The 15,080-nt window shown below is 65.3% G+C and carries 19 protein-coding genes and 2 pseudogenes; 6 read left to right on the plus strand and 15 right to left on the minus strand.

What is annotated here, in order from left to right:
* Positions 1-26: 26 nt before the first annotated feature.
* From DTA22_RS36945 to DTA22_RS34005, 6 genes and pseudogenes are all read right to left on the minus strand, one after another.
* Positions 27-372: pseudogene (locus DTA22_RS36945) on the minus strand (transposase); the annotation flags it as partial.
* Between the two features lie 59 nt (positions 373-431).
* Positions 432-779 carry a hypothetical protein gene (locus DTA22_RS33980; RefSeq protein WP_112302333.1) on the minus strand — a complete coding sequence of 116 codons (348 nt, stop codon included), beginning with the start codon at positions 777-779 and terminating at the stop codon, positions 432-434.
* Between the two features lie 477 nt (positions 780-1,256).
* Positions 1,257-1,682 carry a YciI family protein gene (locus tag DTA22_RS33985; RefSeq protein WP_112302334.1) on the minus strand — a complete coding sequence of 142 codons (426 nt, stop codon included), beginning with the start codon at positions 1,680-1,682 and terminating at the stop codon, positions 1,257-1,259.
* A gap of 876 nt (positions 1,683-2,558) precedes the next feature.
* Positions 2,559-3,167: an FHA domain-containing protein gene (locus tag DTA22_RS33995; protein ID WP_112302335.1), complete on the minus strand. Its 609-nt coding sequence runs from the start codon at positions 3,165-3,167 to the stop codon at positions 2,559-2,561.
* On the minus strand, positions 3,164-3,382 hold the full coding sequence (locus DTA22_RS34000; RefSeq protein ID WP_176582591.1) for a hypothetical protein: 219 nt from the start codon (positions 3,380-3,382) through the stop codon (positions 3,164-3,166). The genes DTA22_RS33995 and DTA22_RS34000 overlap by 4 nt, the downstream gene beginning before the upstream one ends.
* Positions 3,383-3,630: 248 nt before the next feature.
* The gene (locus tag DTA22_RS34005) at positions 3,631-3,831 is read right to left on the minus strand and encodes a CD225/dispanin family protein (protein WP_409372745.1); all 201 of its coding nucleotides are present in this window, start codon (positions 3,829-3,831) and stop codon (positions 3,631-3,633) included.
* 317 nt (positions 3,832-4,148) lie between these two features.
* On the opposite strand from DTA22_RS34005, the gene DTA22_RS34010 reads away from it, so the two are divergent.
* Positions 4,149-4,556: a hypothetical protein gene (locus tag DTA22_RS34010; protein ID WP_112302336.1), complete on the plus strand. Its 408-nt coding sequence runs from the start codon at positions 4,149-4,151 to the stop codon at positions 4,554-4,556.
* A 10-nt stretch (positions 4,557-4,566) separates the two neighbouring features.
* Positions 4,567-4,839: a hypothetical protein gene (locus tag DTA22_RS36145; RefSeq protein WP_160118543.1), complete on the plus strand. Its 273-nt coding sequence runs from the start codon at positions 4,567-4,569 to the stop codon at positions 4,837-4,839.
* Between the two features lie 1,186 nt (positions 4,840-6,025).
* On the opposite strand, the gene DTA22_RS34020 is transcribed toward DTA22_RS36145, so the two are convergent.
* The 6 genes and pseudogenes from DTA22_RS34020 to DTA22_RS34035 form a co-directional block, all read right to left on the minus strand.
* Positions 6,026-6,250, minus strand: coding sequence for a hypothetical protein (locus DTA22_RS34020; protein WP_112302337.1), 225 nt, complete (start codon positions 6,248-6,250; stop codon positions 6,026-6,028).
* 10 nt (positions 6,251-6,260) lie between these two features.
* Positions 6,261-6,593: a hypothetical protein gene (locus tag DTA22_RS34025; RefSeq protein WP_112302338.1), complete on the minus strand. Its 333-nt coding sequence runs from the start codon at positions 6,591-6,593 to the stop codon at positions 6,261-6,263.
* A gap of 714 nt (positions 6,594-7,307) precedes the next feature.
* The gene (locus DTA22_RS36950) at positions 7,308-7,604 is read right to left on the minus strand and encodes a hypothetical protein (RefSeq protein WP_245973284.1); all 297 of its coding nucleotides are present in this window, start codon (positions 7,602-7,604) and stop codon (positions 7,308-7,310) included.
* Between the two features lie 405 nt (positions 7,605-8,009).
* Positions 8,010-8,183, minus strand: coding sequence for a hypothetical protein (locus DTA22_RS36955; protein WP_245973283.1), 174 nt, complete (start codon positions 8,181-8,183; stop codon positions 8,010-8,012).
* A 115-nt stretch (positions 8,184-8,298) separates the two neighbouring features.
* Positions 8,299-8,691: pseudogene (locus DTA22_RS37235) on the minus strand (sulfatase-like hydrolase/transferase); the annotation flags it as partial.
* Between the two features lie 143 nt (positions 8,692-8,834).
* A complete protein-coding gene (locus tag DTA22_RS34035) occupies positions 8,835-9,410 on the minus strand; it encodes a CGNR zinc finger domain-containing protein (RefSeq protein WP_112302340.1) in 576 nt (191 codons plus the stop codon).
* Positions 9,411-9,513: 103 nt separating this feature from the next.
* Here DTA22_RS34035 and DTA22_RS34040 point away from each other — a divergent pair, with 103 nt between their 5' ends.
* From DTA22_RS34040 to DTA22_RS34050, 4 genes are all read left to right on the plus strand, one after another.
* Positions 9,514-10,686 (plus strand): epoxide hydrolase family protein, encoded by a 1,173-nt coding sequence (locus tag DTA22_RS34040; protein WP_112302341.1) that lies wholly within the window; start codon positions 9,514-9,516, stop codon positions 10,684-10,686.
* 258 nt (positions 10,687-10,944) lie between these two features.
* The gene (locus tag DTA22_RS34045; RefSeq protein ID WP_112302342.1) at positions 10,945-11,559 is read left to right on the plus strand and encodes a maleylpyruvate isomerase family mycothiol-dependent enzyme; all 615 of its coding nucleotides are present in this window, start codon (positions 10,945-10,947) and stop codon (positions 11,557-11,559) included.
* Between the two features lie 237 nt (positions 11,560-11,796).
* Positions 11,797-11,952, plus strand: a complete 156-nt coding sequence (locus DTA22_RS36395; protein ID WP_174233902.1) for a hypothetical protein — start codon at positions 11,797-11,799, stop codon at positions 11,950-11,952.
* A 286-nt stretch (positions 11,953-12,238) separates the two neighbouring features.
* Positions 12,239-12,619 (plus strand): hypothetical protein, encoded by a 381-nt coding sequence (locus DTA22_RS34050; RefSeq protein WP_245973281.1) that lies wholly within the window; start codon positions 12,239-12,241, stop codon positions 12,617-12,619.
* Between the two features lie 199 nt (positions 12,620-12,818).
* Here DTA22_RS34050 and DTA22_RS34055 read toward each other — a convergent pair whose 3' ends face one another.
* From DTA22_RS34055 to DTA22_RS34065, 3 genes are all read right to left on the minus strand, one after another.
* Positions 12,819-13,196, minus strand: coding sequence for a YciI family protein (locus DTA22_RS34055; RefSeq protein WP_218027729.1), 378 nt, complete (start codon positions 13,194-13,196; stop codon positions 12,819-12,821).
* A 99-nt stretch (positions 13,197-13,295) separates the two neighbouring features.
* The gene (locus tag DTA22_RS34060) at positions 13,296-13,736 is read right to left on the minus strand and encodes a VOC family protein (RefSeq protein ID WP_112302419.1); all 441 of its coding nucleotides are present in this window, start codon (positions 13,734-13,736) and stop codon (positions 13,296-13,298) included.
* A 263-nt stretch (positions 13,737-13,999) separates the two neighbouring features.
* The gene (locus tag DTA22_RS34065) at positions 14,000-14,491 is read right to left on the minus strand and encodes a pyridoxamine 5'-phosphate oxidase family protein (RefSeq protein ID WP_112302343.1); all 492 of its coding nucleotides are present in this window, start codon (positions 14,489-14,491) and stop codon (positions 14,000-14,002) included.
* Positions 14,492-15,080: the final 589 nt, after the last annotated feature.

Genomic DNA, 15,080 nt, shown 5'->3' on the forward strand with positions numbered 1-15,080 from the left:
GGCGTCGAGGTCCTTGGCCACCACCGAGTCAGCGCCCGCTCGGCACGCTTGCTGCGCTGCAGCAACAAGTCCGGGAAGTGCGAGCCGGAGGCGGCTTGGGGACGGCGACGTCGAGAGTGCCGGCGCGGGTGGGGGTACCGCCCTGCACGAAGAGCTTGGGGGAGCGAAGTCGCGGTGTCGGCACCCGTTGCGGCTGTTGGTGCGATCGCTGAAGAGCGTTCGCCGTAGCGGGCGCCGCACAGGGTGTCGGCCTCGCGCGCCCATCAGTGCGTCGATGAACGTGGACAACAAACTCCGCAGCAGGTCAGGGCTGGCGTCGGTGAGGCGACCGGTCAAGATCGGGCGCAGGTCGATGTCGTAGGCAGCGGTCATCGCGTGCTCTAACGCCCAAGTCGAGTTGGTGGCTCCCTGGGAGGACGGTTCTCTGTTTGTCAATGGGCGACAGCGGCGTTCAGGGTGCGGAAGAGCTCGCGGGCGGTGTAGCGCTCGAGTGAGCGTCGGATCTCCGGGTCGGACTTGCCGCGGCGCCGTGTCTGCCGACGGGGACACTCGACCTCGACGATGGTCAGTCCGGCACCGGTCAACACGCGAGCCAGGTCGATTCCGTATCTGCGGGTGCCTTCGAGTCCGACCACGACACGGGGGCCGGGGGCGTGCTCGGCGATCCACACGAGGGCGTCGGAGAAGTTGCGCCGTTCGGTGTGGTCATCTCCAGTGCGTGTGTGTCGCGGTGTGTCGCCGCCGATGACGGCATCAACGGTGTCTGCCACCATGGTCATGGGCCTTCGCGCTCCTTCGGGTGCAAGGGTCAGGGCGGCACCGGCCCGGGTGGAACCACCCAGCGGCATATCTGTGACGGGTCACGTGCCCTTCGGCACGGACAGGCTTCTGATCAGGCCATGGCTCTCAAGTCGGGACGATCAAGGGATGGCTGAGCAGGGCGTGGGTGGTGCGGTGAAATCGGCGTCGTGGAACCGCTTGTCCGGATAACCGACAGCAGACTCCGCCGTCCCTTCTGAGTCGAGCGCCCCGCACCGATGTCGATTCGGTGCACTCTCGCCGCGAGCTGAAACTACCCGTGGCGGCGGAGCTCCGTGCAAAAGACCGGAGGCGCCAACCCCGGGGTGAACGCCTCCGGCTCATCTTGTGCATCCGCAGTGTCGCCGCCTCTCGCCCGCTCTTGCTCACGAACTAGGCAGTCGGCCTTGTTCGAGCGGCCCCGGCACTGCGATCGGACGATCGGGGGGGGCATGTCATCACCCGCGGTGAAATCCACACTCCGTCACGGTCGGAGAGGCGGCCAGGAACGGGCGCAGCTCGAGCCACTCGTGGATCGGTTTCCCATCCGCGCCCGGGGCCGCGGACAGTTCGCCGGCCAGTTCGAGCGCCCGCTCGTGGCTGTCGACGTCGATCACCATCCAGCCGGCGATCAGGTCCTTGGTCTCGGCGAACGGGCCGTCGGTGACCGGTGGTCGCCCCTCGCCGTCGTAGCGGACGAACGTGCCCTCCGGGGAGAGTGCCTGACTGTCGACGAACTCGCCGGTGCCCTCGAGCCGGGCGGCGAAGTCGTTCATGTACTGCACGTGGGCCGAGATCTCCTCCGGCGTCCACTGGTCCATGGGCACGTCGTTGAGCGATGCCGGCGCGCCGCGGTAGTGCTTGAGCAGCAGGTACTTGGCCATCATGTTCTCCTTCGTACGGTACGGCCTATTCTGGCCGATTCACTCCGGGGACGAAGCCGCGCGCGGGTTCTCGACAGTCCACGGCGACATGTCCTGACCATCTTCTCTGTCGGGGCCACAATCCATCGCGGGGACGGTGGGAGCCGCTCAGCTCGGTTGTCGGATGTTCGGGAGGGTGTCGGCGAGTTGGTCGAAGAGGGTGGGCCATCCGCGACCTAGCCAGGTGAGGCGGCGCGGTCGAGGTGGTTGCCGTCGAGGAGGTGGGAGAGGCGGCGCTGCTGTTCGGCGGACACCGAGCTGGGAGCCTGGCATAGACGGGATTCACCGGGATCCGGTTCGATATTCAGCGGTACAGGTTCGGCGAGGTCAAGCGCATCATGGAATGCCGGGAGACAGCAGCCGTGCATGGATCCGCGCCGCTTTGTTCCGCGGTGGTGGACGCATCTTCCATAAAGATGGCGTTCGTGAGGTCCCCGGCCGCGTGCTCAAAACCTTTGCGGCCCTTGGCATACCTTTACTCAACTTGTTGTCTGGGAGTGGCGGGAGCGATCGTTGCCCCGTCCTGGCAGGTTGTCCTCCATCGTGCCAGGCTCAGCAACGGCACGGCGGTCGCGGGCCCGTGACGCCACAGCCGGGCGGTCTTGCGGCGATAGCCCCAGCCGAAGGTGCGGAGAAGTATGAAACGTGGGACGGCCGGGATCACGTGCAGGATCACCTCGCGCCCCTCCGGGTCGAGACCGTCGATGATCCAAGGCCCTTAGGCACCGAGTTCCCGGAAGCCCTTCGGTTTGACGAAGTACCCCTGTTCGATGGCGAGGTACTCGGCGGTGGTGATCGTGGCGCCGACGACCGGCCGGATGACGACAGTGACACGTGTCAGGAGGTGTGTGGGGTGGGGATTCTGTGGGTGAGGGCGCGGGCGGCGAGTTGAGCGCGTTTGTGGTGTGGAGGGAGGTCGTCGAGGTGGAATTTGGTGTAGAGGGCGTGCAGGTGTGTTTTGACGGTTTCGATGCTCACTTGCAGGGCGTCGGCGATGTGTTGGTTCGATGCGGGGATGGGGTGGTCGGTGCCGTCGTGGAACGGTCGGCACAGTTCGGTGAGGACGGCGTGCTGGGCGGGGGTGAGGTCGAGGGGGCGGTCGGCGGTGTTGCCGATGTTGGTGATGCCGCAGTCCGTCGGGGGCTCACCGTGGTAGCTGAGGGTGCTGGAACCGATCTGAATGACATCTCCGGGGTGCAGGGTGTGGCGTCCCCATATCCGTGTGCCGTTGACGAAGGTTCCGTTGCGGGAGAGGCTTTCGTCGATGATGGTCCAGTAGATGCCGATGCGTTCGAGTGTGGCGTGGAGGCGGGAGATGTCCGGGTCGGTCTGTAGTGACAGGTCGGCATCGGCGGAGCGGCCGACGGTGATGGGGGAGCGGTCTGGGGTCAGCGGCATCTGATGGGTGTGTTCGTGGTCGGTGTAGGTCAGCGTCGGGTCTGTCACTGGGAGTCGTCCTTGTGGTGCGGGGTGGTTGGGACAGGCGCGGTGGTGGGCATCTGGGCCAGGATCTGCGCGGTGGTGTCGAGCATCTGCTCGATGACGATGGCTGCGGCGATACCGAGGGAGAGACACACCGCGCTGGCGAGGGGGAGCCACGGGGTGAGGACTGCGGGGAAGAACCACCACAGGACGGCCAGGGCGAGGAGCGGGGCGGGCACCGCGATCCGCTGAGCTCGGGAGAGTTGGTCACGGTGCGCGGTCAGGGCGGTGCGTTGGGTGGGTAAAGGTGTTCGTCGTCATGGGGCGTGCTTTCTCGCGATCGCGGTCGGGGGTGGGGTGGTGACGGGTGTCGGTTGTTTCCGGCCTCCTTCTATCGTGGTGGGTGGGGGCTGTCGGCGTTAGCCACCCTGGGGGTGACTGTGACCACCCCCGGGCCTCTGCGAGTCTGTGTGTGGTTCCGGTTCGGTCAGGTGAAGGCGGAGGACAGGCACCAGGCGGTGGAGAGGACGCCGATGCTCAGAGCGACGATGCCGAGGGTTCTGGCCCTCTTTGATGCGGCGCGCGCGCCGTCGAGGTCGCCGCTGTACCAGCGGGGGAACACTTTCAGTGCGTTGCCGAACGCGGCGAATGCAGCGGCCAGAAGAACACCACGGCGGCGACGGCCCATCCGACGTTCGAAGGCGGGTGTGCGGTGTGGTCGGTTCGCCCTGGGTCATGGGATTCTCCTGAAGATCGTGCGGTGGAGGGGGTGTGTTCTCCTTGAACACTGGTTCACGCCGATGTTCGGGCGCGTCCCCTTCAGGGTGGGGTGTACCGCACCCTGAACTATTGGGTGCGGTAATACGCTGGGGGAGTGCAATTTCGGAGAGTCGGCGGGGTGGGGTGATGCGCACCCTGATGGGGATGAGTGACCCCTATGGGGCCGGGCATCGTTGACGGCATCGAAAGCTCCACCCACCCACTCACACCGGTAAGGAACTCACCATGTCGAACACCACCAAGTCCACCAAGTCCGCCACGTCCGGCAAGTCCCGCCTGCGGGCGCTCGTCGTCGGTGCCGCCGCGGTGCCGATGCTGATGCTCGGGGCGGGCGCCGCGTCCGCTGCCGCGGCGTTCCCGTTCGATGTTCCGATCAACATCGGTTTCGAAAACAGCCAGCAGGGCGGCAACGGTGGCAATGGCACCGGCGGTAGCAATGGCAACGGCAACAACAACACCGGCGGCAACGGCACCGGAGGTGCGGGCGGCGACGTCGGCGGCGGAATCAACGTCGGTTTCGAGAACAACCAGAGGGGTGGCAACGGTGGCGCTGGCACCGGCGGTAGCAATGGCAACGGCAACAACAACACCGGCGGCAACGGCACCGGAGGTGCGGGCGGCGACGTCGGGTAGGGAGCACCTCATGTCGAGAAGGACCACGATCGTTGCGTGTGCCGCGGCGGCGGTGATCGCCTGCGGGTCCGCCGCCGCGTCCGACGGCCGGACTCTCGGCCGCCCCGCGGTGGCCGGAGTCACAGTTCCGGACACCCCGGGCCGCGCCGACTGCCAGCCGGGTGCGCCCGGGAGCGGCAGCCGGGGCGGGGACGGCGGCGACTGTGTCGGCGGCTCCACCGGCGACGGCGTCGGAAACCGCGGCGGCAGTGGCACGGGCGGCGCCGGCGGCAACGTCGGATAGAACAACGGAGGGCGTACAACCCTCGTCACCGTTCGGCACCACACCATCGACGACCTGCGCCCGCCCGGGATTCTGCGCCCGGGCGGGCACAGGCCGTCGCCGCATCCGTCCGCCCGTCGGGCGAGCCACAGCAGGCGTTCCTGGAACACCGGGCTGACAACGTGTTGGCCTGGGACTTTTCGGTGGTCGACGAGTCCGACACCGAGGTCGCCCGGATCAGCAAGACGTGGGCGGGTTGGGACAACACGGCACTGACCAACGCCGACAACGATGTCGTACAGATTCATGGGCGGATGCCGGATCCGTTGGCCTCTGTGGTGGTCGCGGCCAGCCTGCCATCGACCTGGCATCGAAACCCGACGACCGGGGCCGGAGCCTATCCGGTCTGCTCCCGTGGTGATCCGTGCTCCCGTGGTGATCCGGTTGGGACGGAGCAGTATTCGAAACGTCGAACTTGGTGGACCGGAGTGGCACTGCCGTCCGGATTGCAGTTGGAGACCGTACGCCCCGGCGTGAGTGCGGAGCATTGCTTTCGCCTGGTAACAAAGGTGATTCCACAAGTGTGTAACCGCTGCGACGGGGTGCGGCTTGCTGCAATTTTGCCTCACCCCGGCATTTCACAACATGCTCCTGTGGAGATGATTTCGACGGCTACTCTGCATGCTCGGCTCCTCTGGTCCGCGGCGGTAGCGGTGGCACTGCTCGCTCTGATGGTGACGGCAGTTCGGCGTCGGATCCTACGGGCGCGACGACGCCCGCGACAACAAGGTGATCGAAAGATTTGGCCGAAGCGATGGAGGAAGTCTGCAAACTGCCCGAGAGCGTTGCGGTCGTCGGCATGTAATGTGTTGGTATCAACACAGTTTGGTAGGTAGGGATGGCCGGATGGTGTTGTGCTAAGAGATGTTCAAGGTCGCTGAGGTCTACGCGACAGTGCAGTCGGAGGGCCGCGCCGATTACCTCAACCTGTACTTCGACGGGGTCACGCGGATGATCACGTTCCAGGAGTCCGGTCACATGGCGATCGAACTGTATACGCTGCCAGCCACAACATCAAAGGTCGAACTCGGTGCGCCCGCCGAGGTGGCGAGCGGATCCCCGCGTGCGACGTCGACGACCACGACCGGAACCCGGTTACTCACCATGGCCGCACGGTGGTTCAGCGGTGCGGTGGTCAGTGCTCGTCTCAGTGAGGGGGTTCGGTGCGGCAGTCCCGTGGCGGAAGCGGATTGTCGGACAGGGTGTCCAGCGCGTACCTCGTCACGTACCTACCCAGTGATCGTCGTTGGAACTCGGTCAGCTGGTGGCGACCTTTGTGCTTTGCCAGGCGATCCCGGATTTCTCCGAGGACGAGCATCGCGATGATGGGTGTGACGAGGAGGCAGATTCCGATGACGGTGGTGGTAGCCATGGTGACGGGCTTATAGGGGTCGGAGTTGCGAGGCGAGCTGGTCCACCTTGCGGAGGTGGTAGTGAAATGCGAGCGGTAGTGCCGCGATGGTGATCATCGAGACCGCGGACCGCAGGTAGGTGGTGAAGGTGGCGGAGCCCTCGGCGGCGGAGATGATCGTGGCGATGGTGAGCATGAACCAGATCGTCGCGGCGAGGGTCAGTGTGATCGTGCGCATGCGGGCGAGTGTGGCGCGTTTGTCGGCCAGTAGGGGTCCCCACACCTGCGTAGGTGCGCCGGGGGGCAAGGCCCCGTTCTTCAGTGCCGTGTCGACGGCGCGTTGGGCGGGGGTGCGACTGAACATGCTGACTCCTCGGGCGGGTGTGGGTACACAGACAATTCTCGGTTTCCGTCGCCGCCGCGAACATCCCCCTTGGGTGCCGGAAGTGTCACCCTCCGGGTGCCGTAGGCGCCGACTCGACGGTCGTGCGCGATCATCTACACGGGGCGGTTCCGCGTCCGAGTGCGCTGAGTCCGGGCCTGCCCGCCGGTTTCGACCTGGGTATGCGGGGGCGCTGGTGGGTGGTCGGCGAAGGGCCGTCGACGGCAGACACGGGCCGGCTGACTGCCCTCGCAGAGCTGATCCCCACGACGCATCAATCCTGCCGAGCAACAACACTCATCTCGGTGGACGGGTCCGTTGGCAAAGGCAACACCGCATTCGCCGGCCTCGTTCGCGGCGTTCCGAAACTCACGGTCGAGGGCTTCCGGTACTACCTCCTGCGCGGTCGGTCGCTCGGGCAGCAGAAACGTTCCACGGGCTGGAAGCTCACTCGTGGTGGCCAGACGATCGAGCCTGGTACGTGGCAACACACTTCGACTGTCCATGCGCATATCTCGGCGGCAGTACTCGCTCGAAGCGCGGCCGGCGGCGACCTTGCAGCAGATCACGGTTGATAGCGACCGTGTGGGCTAACGCCCGGGAAGCATCGGCCCGCACCGTTTCTGCATCGGGTTTCCGCACCCGGTTCCATCTGCCGCTGCAACACAACCTCAGAAGGGGCAGCGAGAAGTTGTGTCAGGGCGTTGCCGTTGATGGTGGTGCGGAGGTGATTTCGATTTTGACCCAGTCGATCGCGCCGGTGAATCGGTGGGGGCTGTCGTAGCTGGTGCTGACCGGTCCGCCGAGGTCGCAGCCGACATCGAGGGTTTCGGATGCGGAGAACCGGCCGGGAATGGTGCGTCCCTCGCCGACTGTTCGACCGTCGATGGCGATGCGGATGATCCCGCCGGTGCCGGGGCTGTAGTCCTGGTCGGCGAGGAACTCGATGCCCACCTCGATATTCCCGGCGGGAATGTCGATGCTGGAGGTCACGATGGTTCGGGTCTTTCGAAGAAGTTGTATTCGTCGACCAGTCGCCGGTTCTGCAGGTAGAGCGAGTAGCCGGCGGATCGGCCGCCGTTGGCGATGATGACACCTTCGCCGCCGGTCTCCGGGACGGTGATGCGGGCGGTGATGCGGTGCGAGACGTTAAGGTCGGCGCGGCGGATCCGGCGGTGCCCCGGGTAGTTCCGGATCGGTAGACGAAGGTGTTGCGGCCGTGGGTCATCGACGGGCGGAGCGGGTCGTACGCTCGTTCGGCGAAGCGGTCGTCGAGCGGGTAGACGTTGTCTGCCCACGCCTGCGCGTCGAAGAGGTCCTTGAGTTCGGTCAGCTTGTCGGGGTGCTGTGCGGCGAGGTCGTGGGCTTGGGAGAGTCGTCGTCGAGGTGGTAGAGCTCTCAGGTGTCGGAATCGAAGTCTCCCTGTTTGCCGACGAGCTGCCACGGCACGCCGTGACGTGCGGCCGCCATCCAACCGTTGTGGTAGATGGCGCGGTTCCCGCCGTGTTCGAAGTACTGGGTGGTACGCAGGTCCGCTTCGGATTCGGCGCTGTCGGGGAAGGTGCACGCCATCGAGATACCGTCGAAGGTGGTCTGCTCGATGCCATTCACATGCGCCGGGGGCGTCGATCCCGACGACCTCGAGGATCGTGGGGACGATGTCGATGACGTGATGGAACTGGGTGCGGATGCTTCCCGGTTCGATGTGTCCGGGCCAGGTCATCGCGGCGAGGTTGCGGGTGCCACCGAAATGGGAGGCCACCTGTTTGGTCCATTGGAACGGTGAAGAGCCGGCCCAGGCCCAGCCGACCGGGTAGTGGTTCTCATGGAGTTCGGAGCCGAGGGTGTCGATGTGCGGGAGGATGTTCGCGACGGTGTCGGGGATGCCGTTCTGGGTGGCCATGTTGTTGACGGTGCCGGTCAATCCGCCTTCGGCGCTGGGCCCGTTGTCGCCGACTATGAGGATGACCAGCGTGTCCTCGGCGACGTCGAGTTCGTCGGGGACCGCGACGAGGCGTCCGATCTGATCGTCGGTGTGCGCGACGAAGCCTGCGAACACTTCCTGCATCCGCGCACTCAGGTCGCGGACATGGCTGCGGGAGTCGCCGCCACCAGATAGCCGTGGTTCGTTTGGACCATCGGGAAAATCGTCCTCGGCTGTCTGTCCATGTCACCTAGATGTGTCGCAGACGTGGGCCCACCTGGATGTGCGGACGGTAACGATTACTTTGCCGAGTTGGGATTCTTGCGCTGGTTTGCACTGAAGCGCGCTTTCTTCTGACGATTCCCGCACGTGTTCATGTCACACCATCTGCGGGTGCGGCTTTGGCTGGTGTCGAAGAAGGCGGCTTGGCAGGTTGGCGATGCGCACAGGGCCAATTTTCCGTCTCGTTCACCTGCGATGATGCTGATCGCGTCGGCGGCGATCACGCCTAGGGCATCTTCAACGCAGGGAGGCGAGCTCAGTCGCCATCGCCGATTGCCCTCGGGAGTCAGGATTGCCGCTGCCCGACCCTGAATGCTGCAGTCATTGATGACGTGGACAGCGGACGCAGGGAGAGCGTCTTGGATCGCGGCCGCTGTCGCTGCGGCGTGAATACATTCCCTCAGTTCCCGAGCGAGTTCGAGTTGGGCGGTGGTGCAGGAGTCCACGGCTAGGCCGTTCTCTGCCAACCAGTCGACGAGTCGCTGCGGCGTTGGAATGCGCTCCACAGCGTTGCCATGACGCTCCGTCAGAGTCCCCGTGAAGCTGGTCGCTAGCACGTTACCGAGGCGAAAGTCGGGGAACCCAGCACGCATGGAACCACCTTAGCGGGTTGCACGCTGTCAGGAAGACGTGTTAGAACCGTCTTAGCCGGTTCGAGATTGGTCTTAGCCGGTTCCCCGATGACCGGGAGGTCTCATGCCCCGTCCAACCAGCGACGTGCAAGCATTTGAAGCCCACGCAACTGACGCTGACCTCGACGATCTGCGCGCGCGATTAGCCGCGGCTCGGCTACCGGAGGCTGAGACGGTCTATCGCGCCGCGCCCGACCCTCGCCGATGGGAACAGGGCGTTCCTCTCGCCGACCTCGTCGACGTCGTCAACTACTGGCGCACCGGATACAACTGGCGGTCGTTCGAAGCGCGCCTCAACCGGATCGGCCAGTTCCGCACGACCATTGATGATCTGGGAATCCACTTCCTACACCGCCGATCTTTGCGCGCAGATGCCACTCCTCTGATCTTGACGCACGGCTGGCCAGGCAGCATTGCCGAGTTCGTCGATGTAGTAGACGAGCTCGCAGATCCGAAAGATGCCGACGCGCCAGCGTTCCACGTCGTGGTCCCGTCGTTACCGGGCTTTGGTTACAGCGACAAGCCGGCCACCACCGGGTGGGGAATCGAAAAGATCGCGGCCGCATGGGTGGAACTGATGGGAAGGCTCGGCTACGACAAGTTCGTAGCCCACGGCGGCGACTGGGGAGGTGTGATCACCACGGTGCTCGGCGGAAGGTTCCCGGCGCACGTTCTCGGCATCCACACAACGACCGCGCAGGCACCGCCCGGGTTGACAACGGACGGGCTGACGGCGGCCGAGCGCAAATGGACCGAGGAAACCCGCGATTTCTGGCGCCACCACGCGGCGTATGCGAAGCAGCAGGCGACCCGACCGCAGACCATCGGCTACTCGCTCGTGGACTCACCAGTCGGGCTTCTCGCCTGGATCCTTGACAAGTTCGCCGAGTGGACAGATACCGAAGATAGCCCGTTCGAGACGGTTTCCAGAGACAGAGTTCTCGACGACGTCACTCTGTACTGGCTGACGCGGACCGGCGCATCGTCAGCCCGCATTTACTACGAAAGCCACAACTCGCTCGACCCCGACCTTCGGGTCGACGTCCCGTCGGCAATCAGTGTGTATCCCCGCGACATCGAGAAGTGTCCGCGCGCCTGGGCGCAGGAGCGATACCGACAGATAGTCCGATGGAGGTCGCCCGAAACAGGGGGACATTTCCCGTCACTGGAGGTTCCCGAGTATTTCGTCAAGGATCTGCAAGAAGGCCTCACGGCAGTGCTGGCCGCTGATCGGTAGACGCGGCCGGGTGCCGGGACTCGGAATCAGTCCGAGGATCCGAGCTGCGCGCCGCATGCGCGGTCCGGCGAGGGCGCTAGCACCGCGACCGGCTGCAGCGGCGACTAGGACTCCTCGCGCCAAGGCATAGGGACCTCCGATGAGACCGTTCACCGATCGGCTTGCGGCACGGCGGGCATGAATCGTCCACGACGTTGGGTCGGGACGGCGTCGGGCCCAATCCAGTCGGTGACGGGCAGTATTTGTCACACTGGGTTCATGAATGATGTCTGGCCGATTGTGCACGCGGAGCGCGCGGCGCTGATCGATGACCTCACCGACCTCACCGACGACCAGTGGGCCCACCCGTCGCTCTGTGGTGACTGGACCGTGCACGACGTCGCTGCACATTTGATCAACAACGCGAAGACCACCCGCCTCGGCATCGTGCGCAACATGGCCCGTGCGCGCTTCAACTTCGATCGCCAGAACGCCCAAGGCGTCGAACGCGAACGCGGCGCCACGCCCCGCCAAACGCTCGCCGGGCTTCAGCAGGTGGCAACACGTACGTCGACGCCGCCGGCACCGCTCGACAGCAGGCTGGTCGAAGAGGTCGTCCATGGCGAAGACATCCGACGGCCGCTGGGCATCACCCGTATATATCCGTCGGAGGCGGTCGTCAGGTCGTTGCGGTATCAGGCGCGCACCCCGGTATCCCTGGGCGGTGCGAAGCAACTCATTTCCTCGGTCCAGTTGCGGGCCACCGACGCAGACGTGTCGATCGGCGATGGCCCAGAAGTCTGCGGCCCGGCACTGTCACTGCTCATGGCAATATCGGGGCGCAAGTCGGCGCTGGGTGACCTCGACGGACCCGGAGTATCTGCGCTGGAGTGATCACGCCAGTGGCGTCCCGCAGAATCAACCAGCAGCGAGACGACAGTCTGGCCGACAGGCCGCCGCCGGACAGGTGGTTCCGTAAGCGGAGCCGATGCCTCGCAGGCCGAGAGCACCGAATCCTGGCTGAGTCCTACGACCTGCTCGCCGGCGCTGAGAGATTCGAATCCGTAACGGACCAGTCGGTCTGGACGATCAAGGTGCCAAGGCTATATACCGACACAAGGAGCGAGAAGTATGGGTTCGTCCGAAATCTTCACTGATTTGGTCGCCTGGGGTGCTGAGGGTTTTCTGAACGGAAATCCGGTGCAGTCGGCAGTGGGTGCGGTGCTGTTCCTGGGCCTGGGCCTGGGACTCTGGGACCTCGTCACGGGTGCGCCCATCGTCATCTGAACCGGCCACACGTACGGTACTTGCCAGAGAATGCCCATCTGTGGGCTGAGCCCGGCCGAGGCCGATGGTTGACCCGAGGTCCGGACATTCCGAATCCGGCCACTCGACGCCGGACAACATCCGTGGCACAGCCGCGCCCAGTCTTCGCATCGACCCTCGTCCGGGCCTAGTGGATTCGCAAAAGAACAGCAACGTCCTGTCGCCGGGCGATGAGCGGGCCGTCGGTCATCGGACGGGCCAAGCAGGACTGCTCGGCACCAGACGTATTGCTACTGAAAGGATCTCAATGAGAGGCACAATTAGGGCTACAGCACGCGTCACGGCCGCCGTCGTTACGGGTGTCGCCTTCGCGGCGATCATCGGCTCCGGCACCGCCCAGGCGGCCCCCCAGGACTGCGTCATCCAGCGGGATGCCTTCAGCGCGACGGCGACCTGCCATGACACCGACGCACCCCCTGGTAGGGAGTACGCGCTGATCGTCGACTGCTGGGGCCTTCACGGCATCCCCAACGCCTTTCCGTTCTATGCGATCGGGCCCTTTAGCCAGTCCAGTCGCTCATTCGTGCCGACAGGTCAGGCCACAGGGGCTTGCGGCACGAATTGGGGTGCCCCCACGTTGGATGCCGGCGTGATCACCAACGCCCACGTGGAGATCTATCGCCAGTAGCAGATACCAGGGACGCGATCCGCGTGTCCGCCGAAGCTGTGCACCTGGTTGACGATCCACATCCCGACCTCGACGTCGCCAGCCACGAAGGACTAGCGCGTTGTCTTGGGATGGGGCCGGGGAGCAGTTTTGCGATCGTGGTGCGCGCGTTCAAGTCTGAGAGCTGGACCGTCCCGATGCCTGCTGACGGAGAGTGTGGCTACTCAGGGAGTGTGTCGCCCGGGAAGCCGAGGCACGGGAGGACCTCACAGGTCATGATTCCGGCCTGCACACACGGGTCGGCGGCCATGGTCTGCCGTGCCCGTTCAAGGGGCTCGGTCATGATCGCCATGCCGGCAACGGTGTCAGAGATGACGGGACAGAGGATCGCGATCACACCTTCGGCGCGTAGCGACACCATGCGACGTTGGTGCTCGAGTTCGATCGCCTCGGCTCCGTCCTGATATCGGTCCGAGCTCCATCGAAGCTGAACCAGGCTAAAGGGCTTGGCGGTCGCGGCCAGGGTTTGAATCTGGTCGTCAGTCACGTCCGAGCTCATCTCGTTCACACCCTCCTCTTGGCGTTCGACCTCGATCAAACCTACGACCCGCTCCTGATCTCGTCCGTACGGCGCCTCTTGCCACGCCGTTGTAGACGATCTGGGCGCACAGACACACGCGGGCAACCCGCACGCGCGTCAGCCGATCTGCTCGAACAGCGACACGATGATCCCTTCGGGCCCGCGCACGTAGGCCATCCGCACGCTGTTCTCGTACTCGCCGATGCCGCCGATGAGCCCGTACCCGTCCGCAGCCACCGCATCGACGGCCGCCTGGAGGTCGCCGACCTCGAAGGACACGTTGCGCAGGCCAAGCTCGTTGGCCATCGCCGCGGGCGATCCGGGCTCGTGCTCGGGCGTGACGAAGGTCGCGAGCTCCAGCCGGGACCCTCCATCGGGCGGCCGCAGCATCGCGATCTCACAGTGCGCGCCTGGGATGCCGCAGACGGTCTCCACGAACTCGCCCTCCACGGATCCGGTGCCCTCGACCTCGAGACCCAGTCCGACGAAGAACGCCGTCACCGAGTCGAGGTCCGCGACGGTGATGCCGATGTGGTCGAAACGTTGTACGTGTGCCATGGGATCCATCCTCCATTGTTGTCGGTGCCGATTCGATGCTGGGACGGAGCCGGTGCTGGGATCTCGACCTGTTCTTGCCGCAAAGCTGCAGTCAACCTAAGGGTTCGAAAGATCGTGCGGGACGACAGGTTGCTTTCGCGGCTGGAAGACCAGGGCACGCCCCTGGTGCATGACGGTCCCCGTGAACCTCTCGCGACCTTTCGTTGGGTGTTCGCCGGCGTTGTCCCAGCGCGCAATCGACCGATCCTAGATGCCCGAGACAGTCACCCGGTCCGCTCGACCAGTTGCTGCAGGAAGTGCGGAAGTCGGCCGGCGCCGAAGTCGAAGTAGCGCACCCAGTGCGGCGTGATCGCGATACGCGCCATCTGGTCGTACAGCTCGCGGCAGTTCTGCTCGAACTGGGCCGCCGCCTCGGCGTCCATGGCCTTTCTGGCGCTGGCGAGGTATTCCTCGGTCACCCCGTCGACGATCTGGACACTCGCCCGTCCGCGAATCGACAGGGATCGTGCGTCGCCGGGCGTGTCGCCGCTGTCGATTGTCAGGGCGACGTCCGGGTGGGCTGACAGCGCCGCGACCTTGGGTGCGGTCGCGGCGGTGGAGACCACGACCTGGTCGCCCGTCCAGTAGAAACCGATCGGGATCACCCGCGGGGTTGCGTCCGTTGCGAGGTACGCCAGGCGGGCCACCGAGCTGGACGTGAGCAGCTGCTGCGCGCCGGTGCTGGTGAGTTCGTCGTCGATCTCGTGCCGCTTCATGCGTGTTCACCTTCCGTCGTAACGCGGCCCCTTATGGCCGTGTTCACATCAGGGACGGCGCCGGCCGCGGATTCTCGACATCGGTCCGCGGAGGAATTCGCAGCAGCCCCGACGACACTGGGTTGCACGGTTTCCACACCGGCGAGCAGGTCCGTGGGTCCTCAGGTGGTCGAGGGCCGGCCGAGCACTCGGTCCCACCAGTCGGCGAGCGGGCTGGGGTCGGGCCAGACGATCGGATCGTCGGCTAGCGACAAGGATTTGCTCGGGTCCTCGCCCCCGGATTTTCGATCCGGATCGGCGTCGGCCAGGGGTCGCCGCACAGCCCCGCACCGGACGGCGGCCAGAGTCGGTGATCGGTCCGGGTGAGTCGCTTGTCGGAGCGGCGGCGGATCGGCGGGCGGTGATGGGATGCGGACTGTGGGGTGGATTTCGTTCTCGAGCACGAACGTTTGCTCCTTCGCTGCATGCATCGGTCACCGGACGTGTGGTGCCGGCCGGTCTCCATCGCGGGGGTGATCCACCCACGTCACTGTCGATGCCCCTCAGTTGTATCCGACCCGGCCCGCCCTGTCAGCTGAACGTCTTACAC

Source organism: Rhodococcus wratislaviensis (assembly GCF_900455735.1).
GTDB lineage: Bacteria > Actinomycetota > Actinomycetes > Mycobacteriales > Mycobacteriaceae > Rhodococcus_F > Rhodococcus_F wratislaviensis.

Excerpts from the sequence above, each read along its gene's own strand:
- DTA22_RS34025 (WP_112302338.1), bottom strand. The coding sequence starts at position 6,593 with ATGTTCAGTCGCACCCCCGCCCAACGCGCCGTCGACACGGCACTGAAG.
- DTA22_RS34045 (WP_112302342.1), top strand. The coding sequence starts at position 10,945 with ATGAATGATGTCTGGCCGATTGTGCACGCGGAGCGCGCGGCGCTGATC.
- DTA22_RS34065 (WP_112302343.1), bottom strand. The coding sequence starts at position 14,491 with ATGAAGCGGCACGAGATCGACGACGAACTCACCAGCACCGGCGCGCAG.
- DTA22_RS33980 (WP_112302333.1), bottom strand. The coding sequence starts at position 779 with ATGACCATGGTGGCAGACACCGTTGATGCCGTCATCGGCGGCGACACA.
- DTA22_RS36145 (WP_160118543.1), top strand. The coding sequence starts at position 4,567 with ATGTCGAGAAGGACCACGATCGTTGCGTGTGCCGCGGCGGCGGTGATC.
- DTA22_RS36395 (WP_174233902.1), top strand. The coding sequence starts at position 11,797 with ATGGGTTCGTCCGAAATCTTCACTGATTTGGTCGCCTGGGGTGCTGAG.
- DTA22_RS34040 (WP_112302341.1), top strand. The coding sequence starts at position 9,514 with ATGCCCCGTCCAACCAGCGACGTGCAAGCATTTGAAGCCCACGCAACT.
- DTA22_RS34010 (WP_112302336.1), top strand. The coding sequence starts at position 4,149 with ATGTCGAACACCACCAAGTCCACCAAGTCCGCCACGTCCGGCAAGTCC.
- DTA22_RS34050 (WP_245973281.1), top strand. The coding sequence starts at position 12,239 with ATGAGAGGCACAATTAGGGCTACAGCACGCGTCACGGCCGCCGTCGTT.
- DTA22_RS34020 (WP_112302337.1), bottom strand. The coding sequence starts at position 6,250 with ATGGCTACCACCACCGTCATCGGAATCTGCCTCCTCGTCACACCCATC.
- DTA22_RS33985 (WP_112302334.1), bottom strand. The coding sequence starts at position 1,682 with ATGGCCAAGTACCTGCTGCTCAAGCACTACCGCGGCGCGCCGGCATCG.
- DTA22_RS34005 (WP_409372745.1), bottom strand. The coding sequence starts at position 3,831 with ATGGGCCGTCGCCGCCGTGGTGTTCTTCTGGCCGCTGCATTCGCCGCG.
- DTA22_RS34060 (WP_112302419.1), bottom strand. The coding sequence starts at position 13,736 with ATGGCACACGTACAACGTTTCGACCACATCGGCATCACCGTCGCGGAC.
- DTA22_RS34035 (WP_112302340.1), bottom strand. The coding sequence starts at position 9,410 with ATGCGTGCTGGGTTCCCCGACTTTCGCCTCGGTAACGTGCTAGCGACC.
- DTA22_RS36955 (WP_245973283.1), bottom strand. The coding sequence starts at position 8,183 with ATGGCGTGCACCTTCCCCGACAGCGCCGAATCCGAAGCGGACCTGCGT.